The sequence below is a fragment of the Microbacterium sp. genome (assembly GCF_040394595.1).
Classification (GTDB): domain Bacteria; phylum Actinomycetota; class Actinomycetes; order Actinomycetales; family Microbacteriaceae; genus Microbacterium.
On sequence record NZ_JBEBSA010000001.1, the window covers coordinates 484,305 to 502,663 of the forward strand.

16 protein-coding genes are annotated in these 18,359 nt (G+C 69.4%); 2 read left to right on the forward strand and 14 right to left on the reverse strand.

Going from position 1 to position 18,359, the window contains the following annotated elements:
• Window positions 1-28 precede the first annotated feature (28 nt).
• The 7 genes from ABWO84_RS02410 to ABWO84_RS02440 are packed head-to-tail and all read right to left on the reverse strand — an operon-like array spanning window position 29 to window position 8,015.
• Complete coding sequence (locus ABWO84_RS02410) at window positions 29-1,201, reverse strand: hypothetical protein (RefSeq protein ID WP_353112140.1); 1,173 nt, start codon at window positions 1,199-1,201, stop codon at window positions 29-31.
• Window positions 1,202-2,266 (reverse strand): glycosyltransferase family 2 protein, encoded by a 1,065-nt coding sequence (locus ABWO84_RS02415; RefSeq protein WP_353112142.1) that lies wholly within the window; start codon window positions 2,264-2,266, stop codon window positions 1,202-1,204.
• On the reverse strand, window positions 2,263-4,047 hold the full coding sequence (locus tag ABWO84_RS02420) for an ABC transporter ATP-binding protein (protein WP_353112144.1): 1,785 nt from the start codon (window positions 4,045-4,047) through the stop codon (window positions 2,263-2,265). The genes ABWO84_RS02415 and ABWO84_RS02420 overlap by 4 nt, the downstream gene beginning before the upstream one ends.
• Before the next feature lie 37 nt (window positions 4,048-4,084).
• Entirely contained in the window at window positions 4,085-5,083 is a 999-nt protein-coding gene (locus ABWO84_RS02425) for a Gfo/Idh/MocA family oxidoreductase (RefSeq protein WP_353112292.1), read from the reverse strand.
• Window positions 5,080-6,177: a DegT/DnrJ/EryC1/StrS family aminotransferase gene (locus ABWO84_RS02430; RefSeq protein WP_353112146.1), complete on the reverse strand. Its 1,098-nt coding sequence runs from the start codon at window positions 6,175-6,177 to the stop codon at window positions 5,080-5,082. Before ABWO84_RS02430 ends, ABWO84_RS02425 begins: the two co-directional genes overlap by 4 nt.
• Complete coding sequence (locus ABWO84_RS02435) at window positions 6,174-6,785, reverse strand: acyltransferase (RefSeq protein WP_353112148.1); 612 nt, start codon at window positions 6,783-6,785, stop codon at window positions 6,174-6,176. Before ABWO84_RS02435 ends, ABWO84_RS02430 begins: the two co-directional genes overlap by 4 nt.
• 45 nt (window positions 6,786-6,830) lie before the next feature.
• Complete coding sequence (locus ABWO84_RS02440; protein WP_353112150.1) at window positions 6,831-8,015, reverse strand: glycosyltransferase; 1,185 nt, start codon at window positions 8,013-8,015, stop codon at window positions 6,831-6,833.
• A gap of 56 nt (window positions 8,016-8,071) precedes the next feature.
• On the opposite strand from ABWO84_RS02440, the gene ABWO84_RS02445 reads away from it, so the two are divergent.
• Window positions 8,072-8,770, forward strand: coding sequence for a glycosyltransferase family 2 protein (locus ABWO84_RS02445; RefSeq protein ID WP_353112152.1), 699 nt, complete (start codon window positions 8,072-8,074; stop codon window positions 8,768-8,770).
• Window positions 8,771-8,775: 5 nt separating this feature from the next.
• Entirely contained in the window at window positions 8,776-9,129 is a 354-nt protein-coding gene (locus ABWO84_RS02450) for a DUF2304 domain-containing protein (RefSeq protein ID WP_353112154.1), read from the forward strand.
• On the opposite strand, the gene ABWO84_RS02455 is transcribed toward ABWO84_RS02450, so the two are convergent.
• From ABWO84_RS02455 to purE, 7 genes are all read right to left on the reverse strand, one after another.
• A complete protein-coding gene (locus tag ABWO84_RS02455; protein WP_353112156.1) occupies window positions 9,113-11,002 on the reverse strand; it encodes a DUF6541 family protein in 1,890 nt (629 codons plus the stop codon). The genes ABWO84_RS02450 and ABWO84_RS02455 overlap by 17 nt on opposite strands.
• Complete coding sequence (locus ABWO84_RS02460; RefSeq protein ID WP_353112158.1) at window positions 11,002-11,736, reverse strand: ABC transporter ATP-binding protein; 735 nt, start codon at window positions 11,734-11,736, stop codon at window positions 11,002-11,004. The genes ABWO84_RS02455 and ABWO84_RS02460 overlap by 1 nt, the downstream gene beginning before the upstream one ends.
• Entirely contained in the window at window positions 11,733-12,671 is a 939-nt protein-coding gene (locus ABWO84_RS02465) for an ABC transporter permease (protein WP_353112160.1), read from the reverse strand. The genes ABWO84_RS02460 and ABWO84_RS02465 overlap by 4 nt, the downstream gene beginning before the upstream one ends.
• Before the next feature lie 81 nt (window positions 12,672-12,752).
• Window positions 12,753-15,170 carry an FG-GAP repeat domain-containing protein gene (locus tag ABWO84_RS02470; protein WP_353112162.1) on the reverse strand — a complete coding sequence of 806 codons (2,418 nt, stop codon included), beginning with the start codon at window positions 15,168-15,170 and terminating at the stop codon, window positions 12,753-12,755.
• Between the two features lie 145 nt (window positions 15,171-15,315).
• Window positions 15,316-16,389 (reverse strand): glycosyltransferase, encoded by a 1,074-nt coding sequence (locus tag ABWO84_RS02475; protein WP_353112164.1) that lies wholly within the window; start codon window positions 16,387-16,389, stop codon window positions 15,316-15,318.
• A 25-nt stretch (window positions 16,390-16,414) separates the two neighbouring features.
• The gene (locus tag ABWO84_RS02480; protein ID WP_353112166.1) at window positions 16,415-17,839 is read right to left on the reverse strand and encodes an LCP family protein; all 1,425 of its coding nucleotides are present in this window, start codon (window positions 17,837-17,839) and stop codon (window positions 16,415-16,417) included.
• Window positions 17,836-18,303: a 5-(carboxyamino)imidazole ribonucleotide mutase gene (purE, locus tag ABWO84_RS02485; RefSeq protein WP_353112294.1), complete on the reverse strand. Its 468-nt coding sequence runs from the start codon at window positions 18,301-18,303 to the stop codon at window positions 17,836-17,838. The genes ABWO84_RS02480 and purE overlap by 4 nt, the downstream gene beginning before the upstream one ends.
• Window positions 18,304-18,359: the final 56 nt, after the last annotated feature.

The window sequence follows — 18,359 nt, forward strand, 5'->3', positions numbered from 1 at the left end:
TGTGCAGGCACATGCTAGCCGAGGGCCGTCAGCTCCTCAGGAACGAGCGCAGCGCCTCGGCGGCGAGGCGTCCGTCGTGCGCCGCCTCCACGAACAGCGGGCCGCGTGCGGCAACGACGCGCGCAGCGGCGGGCTCCGAGAGCAGCCCCCGGATCGTGCTCCCGACCTCCTCGGCCCGGGCCTGGACCACCGGCAGATCGAGTCCTGTCGAGGCGCGCACGCGCGCACGCGCGTCATCGTGCACGTTGCCGATCACGATCCTCCCGGCCGCCATGGCCTCGCAGGCCGCGACGCCATAGTCGCCGAGACGGAACTGATCGAGCACGATGTCCGCTTCCGCGAACGCGGACGGCATGTGATCCGCCGGCACCCCAGTCAGCCGCCGGTACCGGATGAGCCCCTCACCGACGAGCCCTTCCAGCACGGGCTCGATCAGACCGGTCCCCTTGAGCACCGGACTGCTCGGCGCGTGGACGACCAACGGGGGCTCTACGGCTCCGCTGAGGGGGATCCGTTCGCTCGCCCAGCGGAGCGGATCGACGACCACCGGCAGCCAGGTCGCTCCCGGCACGTCGTCGAGCAGCCCGGGGGTCGACACGAAGAGCGGAACGCCTACCGCCCGGAAGAGCTCGCGGTGCGCCTCCGATGCCCGCTCCGTCCCGGCCCGCTGGCCCCATTCCTCATCGCGGTAGGGGGACTCCTCGAAAGAGGATGCGTGTCGGCGTCCGTCGCGGACGTCGCTGCCGTGCCCCAGCAGCGCGACCTTCACGCCGGCCGCCCGGAGCGTCTCGATCTCGTCGCCGACCCGCGCGTCGCCCGCGAGCAGCGCCCGGCCCGACTCGATGATCACATGGGTCGCCCGTTCCAGGAGCGCGCGGCGCTGCGACCTCTCCCACCGTCGTGACAGCAGGAACACGCTGGCAGGCACCGCCTGGTCGACCGCGAAGCCGTATCCGCCCGCCCCGAAGGAGGCCATGGACACGGCGCCGACTCCGGGGAGACGTTCCGCGGCCCGAGCCCATGCCCACCCCTGCCCCGCGAAGTTCGCCGGCCCGATGAACAGCCGGACGGAGCCCTCCGGGAACACCAGGGGATGCGCCTCCGCACCGTCGAACTCCATGCGGGCGGGGAGCAGGCGCCGCAGCAGACCGTCGGGAAGCAACCGCGCCGCCTGCACCGCCGGGCTCAGGGCCGCCGCCATCTACCCGCGCTCCGCACGCCGGTACGCCCGGTAGACGAGGAGCCGGCGCAGGTCGCCGTCGCGGTCGAGGAGCCGGAGAGGATTGCGGGGCATCAACCGAGAGAGCCGTCCCGCCGCGTTCCTTGCGTCGAGGGCGGCACGGATGCGCTGCGGGTCGGCGACCGCGACGGCGTCGAGCACGCGGCGATCAGAGCGCGACAGCCCGCGCGTCGCCGCTCGGGACACGTCGAGCCACGCGGAGAGGCAGGCCTGCGCCAAGCGAGCTTCCGTCTCGTCGCGGACATCCGCACGATCGAGCACCCCGAGAAGGTGCACGCGGATCATCTTCGCGGCGAGCGATTGCCGGAGCATCGGGGACAACGCGCCCACCCAGGCATCGGACGCGATGGCGGTCGGGGCCTCCAGCACGTCGTCCAGGCGCAAGGTGCCCCGTGAGGTGACGCGGTCGTCGGCGTCGTGATGCATGACGTTGCCCGGATCCGTCCGCACGTAGACGCAGGTATGCGCAGCCCAGATCCGTGCGCTCGCCGAGATGTCCTCGCCGTTGCGGAACCGCGTGTCGTACAGCGGCATCAGATCGCGCGCGAGATCAGCGGGCATCACGCACAGCGGACCGGTCCGGGTGAACAGGCGGTCCCGGACGACGTCCAGCACACGCGCGCGACCTGCCCGTACCAGCGGGGTCTCCATCTGCGGGCCGCCGGCATTGCGCTGCGGAAGGATGCAGACCTCGGCCCCGGTCTCCTCGATACGCCGGAGCGCCGTATCCAGCGCCTCGGGATCGAGCTCGTCGTCGGAATCGAGCACCGAGACATACGGCCCCTCGGCCGCCGTGAACCCCGCGTTGCGGGGGCCCGCCGGGCTCCGTCTCCCGTCGTCGTGCCGGATGAGCCGGATGCGGCCGCCGTCGAGCCCCTCGAGCCTCCGGGCGATGGGCTCGATCGGCATCCCGTGGACGACGACCAGCGCTCGCGCCTCCTTGCCCGCGGCCAGCACCGACCGGACGGCGCGCTCGATCGGACGGGACTCGCTGTGTACGGCAATGACGACCTCGACCGCGGTCATGCCAGCCCCGCGAGACGCGCCTGTCGTTCGAACTCCGGCTCCGCCGCGACGACCTCGTCGAAGGCACCGCGCGCCTCGATCCGCCCGTCCCTCATGAACCAGATCTCGTCGTTGTCGCGGATGGTCGCCAGCCGGTGCGCCACGGAGATGATCGTGACATCGCCGCGCAGCTCGCGGATCGCTTTCATCACCTCGGACTCCGTGCGGGTGTCCAGGGCGCTCGTCGCCTCGTCGAGGACCAGCACGAGCGGCTCCGCGTACAGGGCGCGGGCCAGGCCGAGACGCTGACGCTGCCCTCCGGAGAGCCCGAGCCCGCGGTCTCCGATGCGCGCTGAGACCCCTCCGAGCCGACCATCGACGACCGTGAGCAGCTGCGCCCGGTCGAGGGCCTCCCTCACGCGCTCCTCGTCGATGTCGTCGCCCCAGCTGAGGGCGACGTTCTGGGCGACGGTCCCGTCGAACAGGGCGACGTCCTGCGGCACGTAGCCGACCCGACCGCGCCAGGCGGAGAGCACGTCGACCAGGCTCTGGGATCCGAGGCTGATCTCACCCTCGGTGGGGGTGATGAGCCCGAGCAGGACGTCGATGAGCGTCGACTTGCCCGCCCCGCTCGATCCGACGATCCCGAGGGTCGATCCCAGCCTCACGGTCGCGTTGACGTCCCGCAGCGCCGGTTCCTCGCTGTTCGGGTACGAGAATCCGACGCCGGAGAGGGTGAGCTCCCGCGGGTCGCCTTCGATCGCGTGTTTGCCGATGTGCTCCTCGTTGCGGAGGAACTCCTCGGCGAGTTCGATGTCGTCGATGACGAGATGCGCGTGCACGCCGTTGGCCATGAGCTGACTGTTGATCGCCTGCAGCGAGGTCAGCGATGGCACCAGACGCATCCCGGCCACACCGAACAGCGCCACCGCCGAGATCGCGGCGCTCATGTCTCCGTCACCGAAGAGGAGTGCCGCGCCGCCCACCAGGACGAACCCGCCGACCAGCGCAGCGTCGAGCACGAATCGCGGCACGGCGCCGAGGAAGTTCAGGTTCGCGCGGGCCTTCGCGGTGAAGCGTCGGTTGTCGCGCACGACCTCGGCGACGTCAGCGGCCTTGTTGCGGAGCGTGATCTCCTTCAAGGCGCCGACCATGTCGGTGATGAGGGAGGCCACGCGGAAGGAGTAGTCCCGGTTCACACGCCCGGCCTGGACGGTGCGCGCCGACAGCCCGACGTAGAGGAAGACGGCGATGAGCCCGAGGTAGACGATCGTGACCACCGCGGTCAGCGGCTGGACGAAGAGGATGAGGACCATGATCACGACCGACGTCGCGAGCAGCGACGGCAGGTTCATGAACGGCAGCAGGAAGCCGCTGGTGAGGTTCGCGATGCCGATGTCGGCCATCCGCACCAGCTCCGATGCGTTCCTCTTGAGCCGCTCGGTCCAGGGGGCACGGATGTAGGAGTCGAACAGCCGGTCGCCGATCTCCAGTTCGAAGGCGGCCATACGGCGCGTGGCCCGCCACTGCATCCAGACCGCGAGCATGGACTTCACGATGATGAGCGCGGAGACGCCGAGAATGATCCAGACGTAGCCGCTGGGGCCGACGGGCCCGATCACCGGCAGCGGGACCGGCAGCTGATTGATCATCGACGACAGCGAGGCCGCGAGCAGCATCAGCGCGGCCACGTCGAGGATCGCGAGGGACGACGACCACACCATGTAGGACAGGATGTAGCGGCGGGCGTTCGGCGGCAGATGATCGAGGATCCGCCGCAGGATCGCGATCTGTTCCTTCACTGTCTGCTCCTTGCGACGGGGACGTCGGCGGGCGCGGTCAGGATGTGTGCAGGAGGCGCACGGCCTCCCCCTCCCGGGCGGAGTCGAGCGCCGCCTCGACCACGGCGAGGGTCTTCAGCCCCTGTTCCATGGTCACCACATCGGTCCGCTCGCCGAGCACGGCGTCACGGAAGGCCTCGTGCTCGACCCGCAGGGGCTCGCGCTTGGCGAAGGCGTAGCGGGTGACATCCCCCTCGGAGACGCCGCGGAAGCTCGACACCGACTCCCACTCCAGGGGGATCGTGCCGTTCGAGTAGAACGTGAGGTCGCCGGTCGACGTGTCCGCGACGAATGCGCCCTTCTCCCCCGTCACGACCGTGAGCCGCTCCTTCATCGGGGAGAGCCAGTTCACGATGTTGTTCACGATCACGCCCGACGCGGTGCGTCCGGTGATGACGATCATGTCCTCGTGATCGCGGCCCGACTTGAACGCGGTCTGCGCGGAGATCCGTTCGTAGTCGCTCTGCACGACCCATGCGGTGAGGTCGACGTCGTGGGAGGCGAGGTCCTTCGCGACCCCGACATCGGCGATCCGCGAGGGGAACGGCCCCTGGCGACGCGTCGCGACCTGGTAGACCGCGCCGAGCTCACCGGACTCGAGCCGGCGGCGCAGCTCCTGCAGCGCCGGGTTGAAACGCTCTATGTGCCCCACGGCGCCCACGAGACCGGCGGCGGTGAAGGCGTCGACCATGCGCTGACCGGCCTCGACGCTGTGCGCGATCGGCTTCTCGACGAGCGTGTGCACACCCGCGGCGGCGAGCTTGAGGGCGGCGTCCTCGTGGAAGCGTGTCGGCACCGCCACGACAGCGATGTCGATCCCCGCGGAGATCAGCGCGTCGATGTCGGGCAGGATCTCCAGCTCACCGGCGACCCCGTGCGGATCGCCACCCGGATCCGCGATCGCGACCAGGTCGACCCCGTCCACCTCACGGAGCACCCGGGCATGATGGCGCCCCATCATCCCGACGCCGAGAAGCCCGGCCCGCAGCGCCATCAGGCGCCCGCTCCTGCCACGGTGTTCACGGCCGCGACGATCCGCTCCAGGTCGTCCGGGGAGAGCGACGGGTGCACCGGGAGGGACACCACCTCGCGAGCAGCCCGCTCGGTCTCGGGTAGGTCGAGACCCGGGGCGAAGTGCGCGAGCGACGGGAGGCGGTGGTTGGGGATCGGGTAGTAGACGCCCGCACCCACGCTGTGCTCGTCCTTGAGGGCCCTCACGAAGCCGTCACGGTCGTCCGCGACCCGGATCGTGTACTGGTGGTAGACGTGCACGGCGCCGTCGGCCACCGGGGGCACGACCACACCGCGCAGGTTCGCGTCGAGGAACGCGGCGTTGTCCTGGCGAGTGCGGGTCCACGCATCCACCTTGTTCAGCTGCACGCGGCCGATCGCGGCATGGATGTCGGTCATCCGCGCGTTGAAGCCGATGACCTCGTTCTCGTACTGCCGCTCCATGCCCTGGTTGCGCAGCAGCTTCACCATCCGGGCGAGCTCGTCGGTCGCCGTGGAGACCATGCCGCCCTCCCCGCTGGTCATGTTCTTCGTCGGGTAGAGGCTGAACATCGCGAACTCGCCGAACGTGCCGACCGGACGGCCGTCGAGAGACGCGCCGTGCGCCTGGGCGGCGTCCTCGTAGAGCGCGATGCCGCGCTCGGAGGCCAGAGCCTCCAGCTCGCGCATCCGCGCGGGGTGCCCGTAGAGGTGCACCGGGAGGATGCCCTTCGTCCGGGGCGTGATCGCCGCGGCCACGGCCACGGGGTCGAGCGTGAACGTCTCCGGCTCGATGTCCGCGAACACCGGCGTCGCACCGGTCAGCGCGACCGAGTTGCCCGTCGCCGCGAACGTGAACGACGGGACGATGACCTCGTCGCCCGGGCCGACGCCCGCGGCGAGCAGACCGAGGTGCAGACCCGCGGTCCCGGAATTCACCGCGACCGAGGGGCGCCCCTGCACGAAGTGCGCGGAGAACTCCTGCTCGAAAGCGGCGACCTCCGGGCCCTGCGCCACCATGCCGCTGCGCAGCACGCGGTCGACCGCCTCGCGCTCCTCGTCGCCGATGATCGGCTTCGCCGGGGGAATGAAATCGCTCACAGGGACTCCTTGCTCAGGTTTCCATCGGTTTCGATGTATCGGTCGCCGCTGGCCGGGCAGATCCAGAGGCCATCGGCGTCGCCGGCCTTCAGCGGCACTCCGGACTCGCCCACCCAGGCGATGCGGCGCGCGGGAACGCCCGCGACGAGGGCGTAGGGCGGGACGTCTTTCACGACGACGGCGCCGGCGGCGACGGTCGCCCAGGCGCCGATGGTCACCGGGGCGACGCAGGTCGCCCGTGCTCCGACGGCGGCTCCCCGCTCGATCGTCACGCCGACCGGCTCCCAGTCGTGAGCGCTCTTGATCGTGCCGTCGGGGTTGATCGCCCGGGGATAGGTGTCGTTGGTGAGGACCACGGCGGGGCCGATGAACACGCCGTCGCCGAGTTTCGCGGGCTCGTACACGAGGGCGTAGTTCTGCACCTTGCAGTTATCGCCCATGACGACCCCGGTGCCGATGTACGCTCCACGGCCGACGATGCAGTTCTCACCGAGCTGTGCCTGTTCGCGGACCTGTGCGAGGTGCCAGATCGATGACCCGGCACCGACGGATGCGTCGGGCGATACATCGGCGGAGTCGACGATCCGCACACCTGTGAAACCGGTCACTGGACTCCTTCGCACGCCACCGGGTCTCGGCGGCACCCCGCGATTCTATCGCCGATGATCCGGCGAGTCCGGGAGGACGCCGCGAACGACGTCCGCCGCACGGCGGCCGACGGTCTGCAGCGAGGCGTTCTCCGCAGCCCAGCCGACACGCGCACCGCGTCGGCTCTCCGTGACACCGTCCGCGGCCTGGCCGAGAAGCCCGGACATCGCCGTCGCGACGTCCTCGGCGTCGAAGGACGTCGCCTCGCCGAGTCCCGCATCGCGCACCAGATCCCCGCCGGTCCTCGCGCCGGCGAAGAGCACCGGGGTGCCGACGGCGGCGGCCGCATAGGTCTTCGTCGGCCGGGCGAAGTCGTAGCCGATCCCCGGGACGATGCTCACGAGCGCGGCGACCGCCCCCCTGATCCACCTTGCGGAATCGGCGGGACTCACCACCCCGCCGAAGTGCACGCGACCGGGGACGATCTCCTCCGCGAGTCGCCGCAGTTCGGCCTCCACCGATCCCTGACCGAAGAACCGCAGCTCGACGCGTTCGTCGTCGAGCAGAGCGAGCGCCCGGATGAAGACCTCCGGCTGCTGCCATTCCGACATCGTCCCGGTGTAGACGAAATAGGGATGATCGGTCTCCGGAGCGGTGACGGCCGGCGAGAACACGCCGGTATCGATGCCGTTGCCGACCTCGATCACGCGCTCGGCATGCCCCCCGAGCGCGGCGAGGCGCTCCGCCACCTCTCCCGACACCGCGAGCGAGCGACGGGAACGACGGAGGACGAACCCCTCGAGTGCGGTCATCACGGCGATCACCGGACGCGGGGCCTTCATCGAGGCGACGGCGTCGGACCAGACGTCGCCGGGATAGTAGACGACCGGCCGCCGGGTCAAGAGGCCTGCGAGGACCGCCATGAGGCCGGTCGTGGGCGGCGCCTCTGCGACGATCGCATCGGACGGGGTGGCCAGCAGCCGGAAGAACAACGGGATGTCGAAGGACAGGTACTGCACGTAGCCGCGAATCGCCCCCGACCGGTCGCGGAGCACCCGGGCTCGCTTGACCCTCGGACCGGCGCCGACGGGCTCGGACGTGCCGGAGGTCGGGGGACGCGTCGTCAGCACCGTCACATCGGCGTCCTGGGCCAGCGCGTTCGCCAGCGCCTCCATCCGGAAGCTCGCCGCGGTCGCCTCCGGCACGTACACTCTCGTCGCGATCGCGACTCGTCGTCGGGTGCTGGTCATACGCCCTCTCGGTGTTCCGTCACGATGCCGGAAGCGACACCTGACACAATGGAACCATGTCCTCGAGCGTCCCCGCGCAACGCACGCCCGATCGGGCCGCCTGGATCGTCATCCCGCTGTACAACGAGGCGAGTGTGATCGCAGGCGTCGTCACCGACCTCAAGAAGCACTTCTCGCACGTCGTCTGCGTCGACGACGGCTCCACGGACGGGTCCGCTGCGGCGGCCGAGGCCGCCGGCGCCTTCGTGGTGCAGCACCCCGTCAACCTCGGCCAGGGCGCGGCGCTGCAGACAGGCATCACCTACGCTCTCTCGCACCCGGAGTGCGAGTACCTGGTCACCTTCGACGCCGACGGACAGCACCGCGTCGAGGACGCGCTCGGCATGCTCGAGCTCGCGCGCTCCGAAGACCTCGCCATCGTCTTCGGCTCGCGTTTCCTCGACGACCGGACCAACCCCGGCTGGATCAAGAAGGTGATCCTCAAGACGGCCATCTGGGTGACCAATCTCACGACGAGCCTCAAGCTCACCGACGCCCACAACGGTCTCCGCGTCATCCGGCGGGACGCCGCGGAGCGGATCGATCTCAAACAGGACCGGATGGCGCACGCGACGGAGATCGTCCTGAGCCTGGGCCGCACGGGACTCGCCTGGCGGGAGTACCCCGTGGAGCTGCTGTACACCGACTATTCCAAGGCCAAGGGGCAGAGCGTGCTGAACTCCGTGAACATCCTCGTCGACCTGATGGTGAGGTGATCGTCGTGTGGATCCAGATCCTCCTCATCGCCGGCATCGTCCTCCTCGCCAGCGTCATGATGCGCCGCACGGGCGCCGACAGCCACCTGGCCATCCGGCGTCTGCTCATGCTGGTGTTCGCACTCGGCACGATCCTCGCGATCATGTTCCCGCAGATGCTCACCTGGATCGCACGGGCGATCGGCGTCGGCCGCGGCACGGACCTGCTGCTCTACGTACTCGTGATGGTCTTCCTCGCATCGGTCTACACACAGCACCGGCGTCATGTGGCGCACCAGCGGCAGCTGACGCTGCTCGCGCGCCAGGTCGCGCTCCTCGACGCCGCCCAGCGGGAGCAGCGCTCTAGCGGCACCCGGTGACGGAGTAGAGCGCGGCGTCCCCCACCCTCGCCTCGAGGGTCAGGATGGGCACGTCCTTCAGGTCGTGGAGACCGTCGAACGTCGTGTAGTAGTTCTCGAACAGTTCCCTGTCGCCGAAATCCAGGACGTTCGTCACCCCGAGCCGGTCGATGGCTGCGCAGACGTCGGCTTCCCCGGTGCGGAGGGAGCGTGCGAGCAGAGCGGCGTCGGGACCGTAGTCGCCCGTGACGTGGGGGAACACGACATCGTGGCCGGTGTACGCGTAGAGGAGTCCCGCGCCGGTGAGCGGATCGCCGATCACCAGGCTCTTGTCGTCGAGGAAGGCATCCGCCTTCGCGAAGAGCTTCGCCTCGTCGGAGGACAGCCCCTGCGATTCCTGGTCGAATCGGAAGCTCACGCCACGCATGAACCGCAGATCGCCCTGGAGGGCGAAGAGGTGGGTGGCGGCGAGCAGGACGGCGCAGAGCACGAACGCCCCCGTGCCGAGCCTGTTGCCGTGCTGCCAGCGGTCTCGCACCCACTCGGCGACGATCGCGGCCCCGTAGCCGGCGAGAGGCAGTCCGAACATGCTCAGGAAGGCGGCGACGCGTGTCGTGTCGTCGTACCAGATTCCGACGATCGCGCTGCGGAGGGAGAGCACCGGCAGCCAGGTCGAGACGAGGAACAGCAGGATCGCGACGCCATGGCTCCACAGGATCCACCAACGGCGCTCGCGGACCGTCGCCCAGATGCCGACCACGGCGAGCGGTCCGACGAGGAGGCCGGTCGCGCGGCCGACGGGACTCAGGAAGGCGGTCTCCCCGATCGCCTGCGCGAGTGTCGCTCCCGGCAGCCACTCGTTGGTGGTGACGTTCGCGACCGTCCAGACGGCGGCCAGCGCCACCAGCACGACGAGCGCGACGGCGACCAGGGCGATGCGAGCCGAACGCCCCGCCGCTCGCCAGCCCTTCAGCGTCCACCAGGCGGCGAAGGGCACGAGAAGCGCGACCACGCCGAGGAGCGCGGAGGGGTGGCTGATGGCGACCGCGCCCGCCGAGGCGAGCACGAGGAGGACGGCGCCGATCCGCTGCGGAAGGACCAGCCCGCGCCGGCAGGCGATCAGCACCAGTGCGATGAGCATCGGCGCCTGGAGCATGCCGAGGAGGTTCGGGTAGAGGACACCCCAGTTGAGGAACCCGAGGGGGAAAACGCTGAACCCGAACGCGGCGAGCGGGGTCCAGAACGCGACCGCCCGATTCTGCGGGAACAGTGCGGCCGAGAGGGCGGCGATCCCGAGGGGCCAGAGGAGTGAGATCACGGCGACGGTCATCACGTTCGTGGCCGTGACGATGCTCGCGGAGAAGGGAAGCAGCAGCGACACCGCCGCATGCCAGCCGGTCGGATAGAACGACGTCTCGGTCCCGGGGAGCACCATCGTCATGTGGAACGGCGAGGCGTCACCCGTCTGCTGGATGAACTCCACCGCGTTGAGATGGAACAGGCCGTCGAACAGCTGCGAGGGATGGTCGGGACCCATGATCCCGAGCACCAGGATCACCATCCACCCGACGATGGACACCGCGACCGCGATCCAGGATCGTCCGGACTCGCCGGCGTGGACGATCTCCGTCCTCCCCCGGGAGAGGAAACGCAGCACCGCCGCGATCAGCGTGATCGCTGCGGCGACGCCGAGCACGGGCCAGATGGACCACCGGAGACCGAGGATCGGGGCGAGGATGCTCGCGCCCACGATGCTCGCCATCGAGCCCGTGATCGCCGCGACGGGCAGGAGCAGGCCCCGGAACCGGAGCAGCACGGCCATGGGGAGGCCGGGCACGATCAGCAGTGCGAACGCGACCAGCAGAGCGGGCGCCTGCCCGATCCATTCCGACATCATGCGTCCACCAGGGCGATGGCGCCCTCGATGTCGCCGTCGTAGGCGAGCGTGCCCTTGTCGATGACGATGCCGCGGGTGCACAGCTCGCGGACCATCTCCATGTCGTGGGTCACGACGACGAGGGTCTTGCCCGCGGCGATCAGCTCCTCGAACTTGAGACGGCACTTCTCGCGGAAGGGAGCGTCACCGACAGAGAGGATCTCGTCGACGAGGAGGATGTCGAGCTCGACGTGGATCGCCACGGAGAACGCCAGTCGCATGAACATCCCGGAGGAGTAGTGCTTGACCTCCTGGTCGATGAACTCCTCGATCTCGCTGAACGCGACGATCTCGTCGTAGCGCGCCTCGATCTCGTGCTGCTTCATGCCCAGGATGGCGGCGTTGAGGAACACGTTCTCCCGGCCGGACAGCTCCGGGTGGAACCCCGCGCCGACCTCGATGAGCCCCGCGACCCGACCGCGGGTCAGCACCTCGCCGGCGTCCGGCTCCATCACGCCGGAGATCAGCTTGAGCAGGGTCGACTTGCCCGAGCCGTTCATGCCGAGGATCGCGACGGACTCGCCTTCGCTGATGACGGCGTCGACCCCCTTGAGCGCCTCGAAGTCGCTGGTGAGCTTCCGCCGCTTGATCCAGGACACCATCGTGTCCTTCAGCGAGAACGCGTGGTTGAGGGTGAACCTCTTCCGCACGTCGTCGATGATGATGCTGGGTCTGATCGTCTGCTCGCTCATAGATCCTGCGCGAACCTTCCCTCGAGTCGGCGGAAGACCATCTGGCCGATCAGCAGCGCGGCGACGGAGATCAGGAAGGTCCACAGCGTGTTCCACCCCAGGGCGGGCGGCAGCTCGATCATCGGGTTCCCCGAGTAGCCGACGCCCGACACCAGCCCCTCCGACGCGGGGCGCCAGAAGGCGTAGTGGAACAGCTCCACGCCCTGCGTGATCGGGTTAAGGAGGTACAGGTCGACGATCCAGCTCGGCCAGTGCAGACGGTCGACGATCGCCGTGTGGACCATCGTCCACGCGTAGAGCACCGGAGAGGCCCAGGTGGCGAGCAGCAGCATCAGCTCGACGATGTTCTCCGCGTCGCGGAAGCGCACGTTCAGTGCTCCGAAGAACAGTCCGAGACCGAGCGAGAACACCATCACGATGATCATGCCCGCGAGGAACGCCAGCACCGAGAGCACCGTGATGTGCACCGCCCACCCGAGCAGCAGGCAGACGATCAGCAGCAGGGCCACCTGGGGCAGGAAGTGCACGAAAGCGACGATGATCGCCGAGACCGCGAACAACTGCCTCGGCAGGAAGACCTTGCGCACCAGCGGCGCGTTGCCCACGATCGACGTCGTCGCGTTCTTGAACCCCTCCGAGAAGAGATTGATCACGACGATGCCGGAGAACAGGTACACCGGGTAGTTGGGGATGCCCTTGTTCAGATCCATGAAGATCCCGAGCACCACCCAGAACACCAGGAACTGCGCGGCCGGACGCACATACGACCAGGTCCAGCCGAGCACGGAATTGCGATACCGCGTCGTCACCCCGGTGCGCACGAGGAGCCGCAGCAGATACCGCCACCTGATGACGTCGATCAGTCCGTGACTGCGACCGGGGGTGTCGAACGCCGACCGGGGGACGGCGGCGAAGAGATCGGGAGAGCTGTTCACGAAGTCTTTCTCTGGTTTCCGGGCTTCGGAAGAAGCTCGTTCATTCTAGAGGAGGGCCCTGTCCGTCTCCCTGCGCCCCGCTCAGCCGAGGCTCGTGAACATCATCCACCCGTTGCCGACCTGCTTGCGCGCACCCCAGGTCGCGTTGCCCGCGCCAGGGTAGAGCCACAGGTTGCCGCTGCCGTCTCGGGCGAGGAGATCCGGCACCCCGTCGCCGTTGAAATCGCCGGGCGCGATGATCGAGTTCATCAGATTCCAGCCGTTTCCGACCTGTCGCGGCGTGCCCCAGCCTCCCGCGCCGTCCGTCGGGTAGAGCCAGAGCGTGCCGTCCTTGCGCCGCAGCAGGATGTCCGAGATGCCGTCGCCGTCGATGTCGCCGGCGTTGATGATCATCGTCCCGATGTCCCAGCCGTTGCCGATCGTCTTCGGCCCCGGGAGCCACCATCCCTTGCCGTCACCCCGGTAGAGCAGGAGCGTGCCGTCGGCCTTGCGCCCGATCACGTCGATCGTCCCGTCGCCGTCGAAGTCGATCCCTCCGACGACCGCCGCGATCTGGTTCCAGCCCTGTCCGATCTCCTTCGGAGCACCGTACGTCCCCTTGCCGGTGCCCGGATAGAGCCAGAAGGTGCCGTCGGCCTTGATACGGCCGAGGTCCTGCTCGCCGTCGCCGTTGAAGTCGCCGAGTGACACCAGCCGGTCCTTCGGGTCCCATCCGGTGGCGGCCGGGATCGCACCGCGCCATCCGCCCGTCCCCGCGCCCCGATACACCTGCACTGTGCCCGACGCGTCGAGGCCGGCGACGTCCTGCGCCCCGTCCCTGTCGACGTCGCCGATGCCGGACGCCACCGCCGCCGGGCGGGGACGAGGAGCGCCGGCGATCGGGCCGGGGCCGGTGATCACGCTCATGGACCCCCAACCGGTGCCCGAACGGGGGCCGTTCGCCAGCGCTCCGGCGCGCGACCCGCGGAACATGCTCATCGCTCCGGCGGGATCGATGCCCATGATGTCGGGGATGCCGTCACCCGTGACGTCGCCTGGCACGAAGAGCTTGTCGATCGTGTGGAAACCGACCCCGGCGTTCACACGCCCGTTCCACTTCGCGTCCTTCGCTCCGAGGTACACGTAGAGGGCTCCTGCGGCGTCTCGCGCGAAGAGGTCGGGGATGCCGTCACCGTTCACGTCGACACCGCCGACGATGGTGGGCATCGTGTTCCACCCCACACCGACCACCTTGGCCTTGCCGAAACCGCCCCGGTTCGTACCCGGCCAGAGCCACAGCTGTCCCGCCGCGTCGACGGTGAAGACATCGGGGATGCCGTCCCCGTCGAAGTCGCCCGCGGCGGTGATCCTCGTCGCTCCGGACCAGTTCACCGCGAGCTTCTCGGGAGCGGAGAAACCCCCGTCTCCGTCTCCGCTGAGCAGGAACGTCCCCGTCGCGGTGGTGGCGATCAGGTCCCGATGGCCGTCGCCGTCGAGGTCTCCGACCCCGATGAGGCTCTTGAGCCCGGGCATCGATGCGATCGACAGCCGCAGCCCCCACTCCCCGTTGTCGTAGGGATAGGCGTAGACGCCGCCCGCGGTGTCCGCTGCCACCACATACGAGTCCTTGTCGAAGGAGGTGATCTTCGGGGTCGGCTTGGGCTGCTCGGGCGTCTCGTTGCCCGAGGGCGTCTGCGTCGAGCCGAACCAGTCGGTGAAGTAGTTGTAGAAGTTGCGGTTGCCGTAGGCCGAGCATCCGTCGCCCGTGCCGTAGCCGGCACGCAGCGCCGCGGCGTTGGGCTGATAGGGCGTGTAGTAGTACATCGCCGCCGTCGCCTTGTTGGCGATGTACACCGGAGAGCTGCCGCACGACTGGCTCGGGTTGTAGAGGATGTTCCAGGTCTTCCCCGGCGCGTACCAGGTGAAGTAGCGGCCCTCCATGTAGACCTGCATCTGCCGCGCCGCGCCGTAGATCTGGTGGAAGAAGCCCACGTACTGCGGGTTGCAGGGTGCATCGTCCGGGCAGCCCTGTCCCAGCGCGCTGTCGTAGCGCCAGGTGCTCGGCCAGGTGTGGGTCACGAGGCCCTGCTCCTTCTGGAGCATGATGATGATCACCTGCGGGTTGATGCCGCAGGATTGCGAGACCTTGTAGATGATCCGTGCGGCCGACTCGTTGGCCCCGCCGGTGTAGCCCTTGCAGTAGGTGTCCGCCGGACGGTTGACGGAGGTGATCCGGAAGTCCTTCAGGCAGGTGTAGCCCGACTGGCAGGTCTTGACCTTCGAGTCGAAGAAGGCCTGGATCTGCGCCTCGGTCATCGTGTCCTTGGCCGTGAAGACCGCGTCGCTGACGAGGTTGCCCGGGGCGAAGCCGACCAGCGTCGCCTTGACCGGGCCTCCGACGGCTCCGGATGCGACGACCGTCGCCGGGGTCGACTGAGCTGCTTCTACGGGCGCTGCCGCACCGAGGATCAGGGCGAGGACCGCCACCAGGGTGGCGACGAACCGGCTGCTCCGGGGCACGTTTCGAAAGCGGGGGGCACTTCGAGACATGTGACTAGTGTGACTGAAGTTGAGGAATGATGCCACTGTGACTCATGAAACGGCACTTTGAGCCCGCGTGTCGGCGGCATTCTGATGCCGCGTTCAGCAAGCTCCTCGCGCGCGCTCAGAGCTCGGCGTGCAGCGCCCAGACCCGCTCCGCGGTGCTGGACCACGAGAAGGCGCGACCACGGTCGGCGGAGAGCACGCGAAGCCGTTCCGTCCGGTCGGCGAACGCGGCGGCGGCGGCGTCGGCGAAGTCCTCCGCGGAGGCGAGCAGGCCTCCGTCGGCGATCACGTCGCGGTGCACACCGCTGTCGACCGCGATGACCGCCGCGCCCAGGGCCATCGCCTCGACGACCCGCCAGGGCCAGGCCGCGACGGCTCCGGGGGCCAGCACGCCCTCCGCACCGGCGAGGACCGCGGCGCGATCCCTCTCCTCGAGCGCGCCGCGCACGTGCGCGCGCCCCTCGGCGAGGCCGGCTGCGGCCGCGGCATCGGCGATCGCCGGCTCCGCGCCCTCCACGGCGTCCAGCACGACCGCGTCCAGGCCCGCCGTCGCGACGGCGCGGAACGCCGGGGTCATCGCGGCGGGATCGCCGACCACCACGGCGAACCTCTCGGGGAGCCCGAGGGTCCGGCGCCGGCCGACGTCGTCGACGGGGGCGGCGAAGCCGCGCGGCGGGGCACCGGCGATCACCCGGATCCGCTCCCCCAGCGTCGCGATCTCGGCGAGCCGTTCGGCGATCGCATGAGAGGGGACGACCACCGCGTCGGCGTGCTTCACCGCACGGCGGAGCATCCCGCGCTGCCAGGCGACCGACGTCTTCGACAGCAGCTCCGGGGCCTCCCAGGCCCGCAGATCCCAGAGGGTCACTGTCGTCTGGTCGTTGTCGTGCAGACGGTCGTGGCGCACCAGCGGCGCCATCAGCGTCGGGGCGTGGATCAGCCCGCCGCCGACGCCCGGCGCGAAGCCCAGCTGCCAGGCGGCGGCCAGCTCGCGACGCCCTCCGGAGAGGGCGCGCACGTCGTCGAGCCCGGCGATGTCGACCTCGGCTCCCCCGGGCACGATCGCTCCCACGGTGCAGTCGCGCGGCGCGGTATCGACCAGCCCCGCCGCGAGGTCGAGCGATGCCGACGCGAGGTCCGGGTCGACGATCTGCGAGACCTGGTCCAGCACGATCCTCAGCTGAGCGCTCATGGAGTGGCCCTCATCCTCTCGATCGTCATTTCTTCGGTGTCGGCGGGTGCAGGGCGTTCTGCACCATCGCGTGGATGCCCGCGTAGTCGGGGTCCTTCTCGCCGACGCCGTTCTCGGGTGTCAGCTCCACCTGGTTCACCGGCTGCTTCTTCGCCTTCATCATCAGGTCGAAGAACTCCGGGAGCTTGTCCTTCGGCAGGTCGGTCTGCACGAGGGCCGTGCCCGCGGCGGCGATGTCGTTGAACCGCGACAGCACGTTCTCCGGTGTGAACTGCCGCAGGATCGCCTCCTGCAGCTCCCGCTGGCGCTTCATGCGGTCCCAGTCGCTGGTCGTGTACCGCGATCGCGCATACCACTGCGCGGTGTCGCCGTTCATGTGCTGCTGCCCGGGCTCGATCCATCCGATCGCCCACTGATCCGGCGTCTTGTTCGTGTCGCCGGGCCCGCCGCCCTTCGGAAGGCGTTCGGTGACCTTGATGTCCACACCGCCGAGGGCGTCGACCAGCTCGGCGAAGCCCTTCATGTCGAGGAAGACGTAGTACGGGATCTTGATCCCGAGCACGCCCTCCGCGGCGTCCTTGGTCGCCTCGACGCCGGGGAACGATCCCTCGGCCTGCGCCTTCGGGTAGAGGGACACGCCCTTGTCCTTGCGGCAGACCTCGGCGGCGTTGCGGATGTGGTTCATCCAGGGGTTCCACCCGCAGGTCGGCGAGCTGTGCCCCTGGAACCCGTCCGGGTACAGCTTGTGCATCGGGCTGTCGTCGGGGAACGGCGCGTGCGGGAGCTCGCGCGGGATGCCGAAGAGCGTCACGGCACCGGTCGTCGCGTTCACCGACGCCACCGAGATGCTGTCGAAGCGCATCGAGTCGCGTCCGTCGCCGCTGTCCGCGCCGAGCAGCAGGATGTTGTAATAGCCGTCGCTCGGCGGGAGGCTCGGTCCGCTGTTGCCGAAGATCGTCGTGATGGCGCCGCGGCTGGAGGCGGCGACCGTGGATCCGTAGACGGCCCCGCCCGCGGCGAGCGCCAGCACGACCAGCGCCGCGATGGGGCTGGCGAACCGCGAGATCGTCGGCAGCTTCACGAGCCGGAGGAGCCGGAGGGTGTCGATGGTCAGCACGATCCAGAGCACCGCGTAGCCGAGCAGCAGCACCTGCACGAGAGTGAGCACGAACCAGTTGGTCGCGAACGTGATCAGCGCCGACCGCCAGAACAGCGCGAGCCCCAGGGTCAACAGCACCAGCAGCCAGCCGATGAGGGTGGCGCCGAGCCCGAAGCGGCCGAGCCTCCTGTTCCCGGCGAGCACCTGTGCCGACCCCGGGAGGAGCACGTTCATCGCCACGAGCCACCACGCCCGTTTCCCCATGACCTCGGCGTTCGAGGTCTCGGGGTTGCGCAGCGGGCGCGTCTCGATGATCGGGCGGGCGTTCGCCCTCGGCGGGGCGAGCGTCACAGGCTGCCCTTCAGGCGATCGTTCTTCTCGGCGACCTGGGACTCGAGGTCGCGGGCGTACTGCTCGACGCGGTCGGCGAGGGCGTCGTCGGAGGCGCCGAGGATGCGCGCCGCGAGGATGCCCGCGTTGCGGGCGCCGCCGATGGACACCGTGGCGACCGGGATGCCCGCGGGCATCTGCACGATCGAGAGCAGCGAGTCCATCCCGTCGAGGTAGGCGAGGGGCACGGGGACGCCGATGACGGGCAGAGCCGTGACCGAGGCGAGCATGCCCGGGAGGTGCGCCGCGCCCCCGGCACCGGCGACGATCACCCGGATGCCGCGAGCGCGGGCCTCGCGTCCGTAGGAGATCAGCTTGTCGGGCGTCCGGTGGGCCGAGACCACCTCCACCTCGTGGGCGATGCCGAAGTCGGTGAGCGCCTGCGACGCGTCGCTCATCACCCGCCAGTCGGAGTCGGACCCCATCACGACGCCGACGAGGGGGGAATCCGAGGAGTGCAGAGGCTCAGTCACCCGTTCAG

Bases quoted from the DNA above. Each gene is read 5' to 3' on its own strand.
- ABWO84_RS02410 (WP_353112140.1), bottom strand. From the start codon at position 1,201: ATGGCGGCGGCCCTGAGCCCGGCGGTGCAGGCGGCGCGGTTGCTTCCC.
- ABWO84_RS02415 (WP_353112142.1), bottom strand. From the start codon at position 2,266: ATGACCGCGGTCGAGGTCGTCATTGCCGTACACAGCGAGTCCCGTCCG.
- ABWO84_RS02440 (WP_353112150.1), bottom strand. From the start codon at position 8,015: ATGACCAGCACCCGACGACGAGTCGCGATCGCGACGAGAGTGTACGTG.
- ABWO84_RS02445 (WP_353112152.1), top strand. From the start codon at position 8,072: ATGTCCTCGAGCGTCCCCGCGCAACGCACGCCCGATCGGGCCGCCTGG.
- ABWO84_RS02455 (WP_353112156.1), bottom strand. From the start codon at position 11,002: ATGTCGGAATGGATCGGGCAGGCGCCCGCTCTGCTGGTCGCGTTCGCA.
- ABWO84_RS02460 (WP_353112158.1), bottom strand. From the start codon at position 11,736: ATGAGCGAGCAGACGATCAGACCCAGCATCATCATCGACGACGTGCGG.
- ABWO84_RS02475 (WP_353112164.1), bottom strand. From the start codon at position 16,389: ATGAGCGCTCAGCTGAGGATCGTGCTGGACCAGGTCTCGCAGATCGTC.
- purE (WP_353112294.1), bottom strand. From the start codon at position 18,303: ATGGGGTCCGACTCCGACTGGCGGGTGATGAGCGACGCGTCGCAGGCG.